The organism is Planktothricoides sp. SR001 (assembly GCF_001276715.1).
Taxonomy (GTDB): Bacteria; Cyanobacteriota; Cyanobacteriia; order Cyanobacteriales; family Laspinemataceae; genus Planktothricoides; species Planktothricoides raciborskii.
In genome coordinates, this window is sequence record NZ_LIUQ01000112.1 from 1 (window position 1) to 5283 (window position 5283).

General features: G+C 43.4%; 6 protein-coding genes. 3 read left to right on the top strand and 3 right to left on the bottom strand.

Annotation, left to right across the window (positions count from 1 at the left end; all coding sequences use genetic code 11):
- A partial coding sequence (locus AM228_RS28375; RefSeq protein ID WP_197285448.1) for an S-layer homology domain-containing protein occupies window positions 1-1323 on the top strand: 1323 nt, incomplete at its 5' end.
- 176 nt (window positions 1324-1499) lie between these two features.
- Here AM228_RS28375 and AM228_RS33830 read toward each other — a convergent pair.
- Complete coding sequence (locus AM228_RS33830; RefSeq protein ID WP_156332136.1) at window positions 1500-1694, bottom strand: hypothetical protein; 195 nt, start codon at window positions 1692-1694, stop codon at window positions 1500-1502.
- 1 nt (window position 1695) lies between these two features.
- On the opposite strand from AM228_RS33830, the gene AM228_RS28380 reads away from it, so the two are divergent.
- Complete coding sequence (locus AM228_RS28380; RefSeq protein WP_082349228.1) at window positions 1696-2547, top strand: Uma2 family endonuclease; 852 nt, start codon at window positions 1696-1698, stop codon at window positions 2545-2547.
- Here the strand turns inward: AM228_RS28380 and AM228_RS33835 are convergent.
- Entirely contained in the window at window positions 2525-2674 is a 150-nt protein-coding gene (locus AM228_RS33835; protein ID WP_156332137.1) for a hypothetical protein, read from the bottom strand. The two genes, AM228_RS28380 and AM228_RS33835, sit on opposite strands and share 23 nt — an antisense overlap.
- Here AM228_RS33835 and AM228_RS28385 point away from each other — a divergent pair.
- Window positions 2666-3457, top strand: a complete 792-nt coding sequence (locus tag AM228_RS28385) for a Uma2 family endonuclease (protein WP_072160967.1) — start codon at window positions 2666-2668, stop codon at window positions 3455-3457. The genes AM228_RS33835 and AM228_RS28385 overlap by 9 nt on opposite strands.
- A gap of 155 nt (window positions 3458-3612) precedes the next feature.
- Here AM228_RS28385 and AM228_RS28390 read toward each other — a convergent pair whose 3' ends face one another.
- Entirely contained in the window at window positions 3613-5001 is a 1389-nt protein-coding gene (locus AM228_RS28390) for an ATP-binding protein (protein WP_231636976.1), read from the bottom strand.
- Between the last annotated feature and the right edge of the window lie 282 nt (window positions 5002-5283).

The following is a 5283-nucleotide window of genomic DNA, read 5'->3' on the forward strand; positions in this document are numbered from 1 at the left end:
TCCCCAGAAGCGGTGATACCGTTACCAGAACTTTCCCCTGATAATTTGACGGATGATGAGGGTTCGGCATTAGAACCTACACCAACTCCATCCCCAACTCCATCCCCAACTCCATCCCCAGAACAACCGCTACCGTTACCGCAACCTTCTGGGATTACGTTGACGGATATTGCGAATCACTGGGCATCGGCATTTATTCAGGGGATGGTGGAAAAATCTATCCTTACGGGTTTCCCGGATAGTACATTTAAGCCTGATGAAAGCTTAACTCGCGCTCAGTATGCGGCTATTTTGGCTAAGGCTTTTAACCGCAGCGATATCCGGGAAGCTACAAATTTCCGGGATGTGGCGGCGACGTTTTGGGCGAAAGATGCGATCGCGAAAGCCAATCGTATGGGCTTTTTGTCCGGTTTCCCCGATGGTACTTTCCGACCCAACGAGAAGTTAACCCGCGTTCAAGCATTGGTGGCATTGATTAATGGTTTGGGTTTAGTGGGCGGTAACTTGAATATCCTGGGATACTATGGCGATCGCGCCCAAATTCCCGGCTATGCTACCGATGAAATTGCTACTGCCACGGAAAAACAAATCATCGTCAATTATCCCAACTTAACCCAGCTTAATCCTATGCGGGAGATTACCCGGGCTGAAGTGGCGGCAATTGTTTACCAAGCCCTTGCTTCCCAAGGAGAAGTCAGCGTCATTAACTCCAGCTACATTGTCAAAACCACCAGCGTAGTATCCCACCCATTGAGCGATATCAATGGTCACTGGGCAGAACCGTTTATTATGGGTCTGTACAATAATGGTTTAATTAACGGCTTGCCTGATGGTAGCTTTAACCCCGATGGCTTGATGACGCGATCGCAATATGCTTCCTTAATTGCCAAAGCGATTAACCCACCGGAAAAACGAGCAGGCATCAACTTCCCGGATGTGCCGCCAGATTTCTGGGGTTATGCGGCGATTCAAAAAGCCTATAAAGCGGAATTTATTTCTGGTTTTACCGACTATAGTTTCCGTCCCAATCAAAATATTCAACGAGTTCAAGTGTTGGTTTCTTTGGTGAATGGGCTGGGTTTATCTGGGGACGATATTTCAGCATTGAACCAATATAGCGATAACAATGTTATCCCGGATTATGCGAAATCTGCGGTAGCAACGGCAACGGTCAAAGGTTTAGTGGTTAATTATCCCAACAAAGCCGAATTAAATCCTAATCGCGACGCCACTCGCGCTGAAGTTGCGGCAATTGTGTATCAAGCTTTGGTTAATTCTGGGGTTTTGACGGCGGTGAATTCTAATTATATTGTCTCCGCATAAGTAGGTGGGCAGAAATAAATGCACCACAGACCATATCAGAAGAAAAACTGTCATTCCCGCGAAGGCGGGAATCCAAGGATTTACGGTGGGGAACGAAAAGTGCAATTAATTATGTTTACCTACTTAATTGCCCCGTTTGTGTGAAAAACCATTAAATAAACCCGATTTCTGATTGATTAATCAGGTAGGCGATCGCTTACCTGATTTTTTGATTCAATATTCCCCGCTAAAAAATATGCTATGGCCAAGAATAGGGATTGAAGCTGATATCTAATAGGTAAAGATTTCAGAAATAACGACTGATTGCGGAGATTCCATAAGAAATTAGCTAAAATATTCACATAAAGCGATCGCGACGAGAGGTCTAGCATTATGACTCAAGCTGTCGAAAGAGTAACCGAGGTAGCTATTCAGCAACCTCAAGCACAAGTACAGGGGTCAACCGAACATCTCTTAACCTTCCAAGAATACCTCGCGTATGAGGGAGAACCGGATGTTCTTTATGAATTATTCAGGGGGAAACTCATACCGATGCCAGCACCAACTTTATATCACGCGAAAATTTGCGAATTTTTAGTTTACAAATTACAGCGCTACTTTGCCGACCAAAATTTAGCTTTGGTAGCCAAAACTACTGTGGGCGTAAGAACCGAGGAAAATTCATCCCGAATTCCTGATGCGATTGTTTGCCAGCAAAGTCTTTGGGAGCAAATTAGCGATCGTCCCGGTGCTGGGGTTTTAGATTTTGCAGAAAAGCCGATTCTGGTGGTAGAAATTGTCAGCAGTAATCGCCGGGATGATTATATCATTAAACGTAACGAATACGAGGCAGCAGAAATTCCTGAATATTGGATTGTAGACCCCCAAAAAAAACGAGTGAGAGTGTTTGCCACTACTCAGGAAGAAGGATATAGTGGGGTTGATTTCAGCGAAGATAGATCCATAGTTTCCGGTCAGTTTGACCAGTTTTATTTATCGGTGCAAGAATTGCTTAATCCGCCGGTTGTTGAGCAATTAATTAAGGAGGAACAAGCGAAAATCAAAACTCTGGAACAAGAAGCTGAAACGGAACGCCAACGGGCGGAAACCGAACACCAACGGGCGGAAACGGAACGCCAACGGGCGGAAACTGAATGCCAACGGGCGGACAATGAACGCCAACGGGCGGAAAAATTAGCCCAGCGGTTACGAGAAATGGGAATCAATCCAGAGGAAATCGATTAAACTTATCGATTAAACTCACTAAATAACAGCGATCGCCTCCTACTAATTTAACAAGATTATTGGGGGCGATCGCGCCGAATAATAATTTAATAATAATCGCGACGAGAGGTCTAAAATTATGACTCAAGCTGTCGAAAGAGTAACCGAGGTAGCGATTCAGCAACCTCAAGCACAAGTACAGGGGTCAACCGAACATCTCTTAACCTTCCAAGAATACCTCGCGTATGAGGGAGAACCGGATGTTCTTTATGAATTATTCAGGGGGAAACTCATACCGATGCCAGCACCAACTTTATATCACGCCAAAATTTGCGAATTTTTAGTTTACAAATTACAGCGCTACTTTGCCGACCAAAATTTAGCTTTGGTAGCCAAAACTACTGTGGGCGTAAGAACCGAGGAAAATTCATCCCGAATTCCTGATGCGATTGTTTGCCCGCAAAGTCTTTGGGAGCAAATTAGCGATCGTCCCGGTGCTGGAGTTTTAGATTTTGCGGAAAAGCCGATTCTGGTGGTAGAAATTGTCAGCAGTAATCGCCGGGATGATTATGTGAGTAAACGTTATGAATATGAAATAGCAGAAATTCCCGAATATTGGATCGTAGACCCCCAAAAGAAACGAGTGAGAGTCTTGGCAAATGCAACCAATGAAGAAGGATATAGCTGGGTTGATTTTAGCGAAGATAGCTCCATAGTTTCGGAGCAGTTTGACCAGCTTGATTTATCGGTGCAAGAATTGCTTAATCCGCCGGTTGTGGAGCAATTAATTAAGGAGGAACAAGCGAAAATCAAAACTCTGGAACAAGAAGCTGAAACGGAACGCCAACGGGCGGACAATGAACGCCAACGGGCGGAAAAATTAGCCCAGCGGTTACGAGAAATGGGAATCAACCCAGAGGAAATCGATTAAAATTATCGATTAGCGTTTTTCAGATGTAGGGGCGTGATATTGACCGCAGATATTTCTTGGTTAAAAGCAGAAATTTTCTCCGGTTAAGATCATGCCCGTACATAGTTAAAAGCAGAAATTTCCTCCGAGCGAGATCGCGCCACTACATGGGTGTTCTATTCAGGTGAAGAATGGTGAGAATGGTGTAAATATTGTTGATAAACGGGGTTTAGCTGAAATAATCTTTGTTTTTCCCGTTGGATATCCTCCAAAAATAACCGTCGTCTTAGAGATTTCACGCCATTTAATAAGTCGGAATCCGGTAAATTAAGTTTTTGGCCAAGTTGCGGTAAACTGACTGGCGCATCAACCGCTGTAAACTGAATCATAATCGCCTGTTCTTGTGGGGTTAATCGCTGCCATTGTCGCTGGATTGCTGTTTTCAAAGCGTCGCAAATAATCAAGTTTTTATATTCTAGGAAATCAGCAACATTACCCGCAAATAAGTCCTGAATCATCATCGCAGTCATCTCTAACCAAAGAGGATTACCTTGGTAGAGATTAATTAGTCTTTCCCACTGGTCTTTATCGGATAATTCATATTCTTTTAATATTTCTTTGGCGGCAATGCCTAAACCACCTAATACTAATGAGCGAACTGAGCGATCGCCTTTTTTCAACTGGGTAAAGTCTTGGATTTGTTCAGCAGTAATTAATAGGAAACAACTGGAGTGTTCTATTTCGGCAATTCGCTGAAAAAATAGCGGATAATTTTCCAGGGAGGGCTGATATTCCCCGGCCAATTTTCCTGGGCTAAACAGCATTTGCACGTCATCCAGGATAATCAAGCATCGATGCTGGCGGAGATATTTGAGTAGTTGGGAAATTTTGCTTTCAATCTGTTGGGGAATTTCTGTGGGTTTGCCGAAGTTTTCTAGCAGGTTGGTGAGGGTAGTTTCTAGGGTGGGAGAAAAGCAAAGGGTTTGATAGATAATATAGTCAAAATTAGTTTTTATTTGCTCAATAAGACGAAGTGTTAATGTGGTTTTACCGATGCCACTCATGCCCAAAAGTTCCACAATCCGGCAGCGATCTTGTCCGATCCAATGTTCTAGGGTGTTCAGTTCGGTGGTGCGACTGTAGCAAGTAAGAATAGCCGGTGCATCATCTAAGTTTATCTGGGGTTCAGTTGGGGTGTCTGGGGAGGGTTGGGAAGATGTGGGCGATCGCTCTTTTTCTTGAGAAATATTCACATTATTAACTATTGCATAATTTTGACTAATAGCTGTTGCGTAACTAAACTTTGACCTTTCCAGGATCGATCTAACGTTTCCTTTACTCACCTCTTCGCCGAAGCTATCTGAAAGTATTTTCCATAATTCAGTAGCCGCAACCCTAATATAACCCTCGCTGCGATCGCGTTCTTTCGCTACCTTGGCATATTTTCGACCTTGGAGGACTTCTCTCAGGATCGTTTCTTGAAGGTCATTCAAGTGTTTTCCTGTCTTGGCAAAGACATTCTCATCGGCAAATCTTAAGATTTCCTGAAGCTGCATAGGTGACATTTAGGGTAATTTTTCCTAATGTTACCAAATTTTTTCTAACATTTTACATAACATTATGTAACTTTTTATAACACTTTCAAGCCACCGAGCGTCTCAAGCAGTGATTGTATGATATGTGACTAGCCTTTGTATTGCTTTTTCTCGGCTACCACCAACCGTCAGGGGTCACTATTGCTGATTTCCTCAAGTTGTGGGAAATATCTACTTTTAAAATTCGTCATTAGGAGAAATAACGATGACTCCAGATCCGACAATCCTGCCTCAACAGCCCGCTGAACTTCC

Bases quoted from the DNA above. Each gene is read 5' to 3' on its own strand.
- AM228_RS28380 (WP_082349228.1), top strand. From the start codon at position 1,696: ATGACTCAAGCTGTCGAAAGAGTAACCGAGGTAGCTATTCAGCAACCT.
- AM228_RS28385 (WP_072160967.1), top strand. From the start codon at position 2,666: ATGACTCAAGCTGTCGAAAGAGTAACCGAGGTAGCGATTCAGCAACCT.
- AM228_RS33830 (WP_156332136.1), bottom strand. From the start codon at position 1,694: ATGCTAGACCTCTCGTCGCGATCGCTTTATGTGAATATTTTAGCTAAT.
- AM228_RS28390 (WP_231636976.1), bottom strand. From the start codon at position 5,001: ATGTCACCTATGCAGCTTCAGGAAATCTTAAGATTTGCCGATGAGAAT.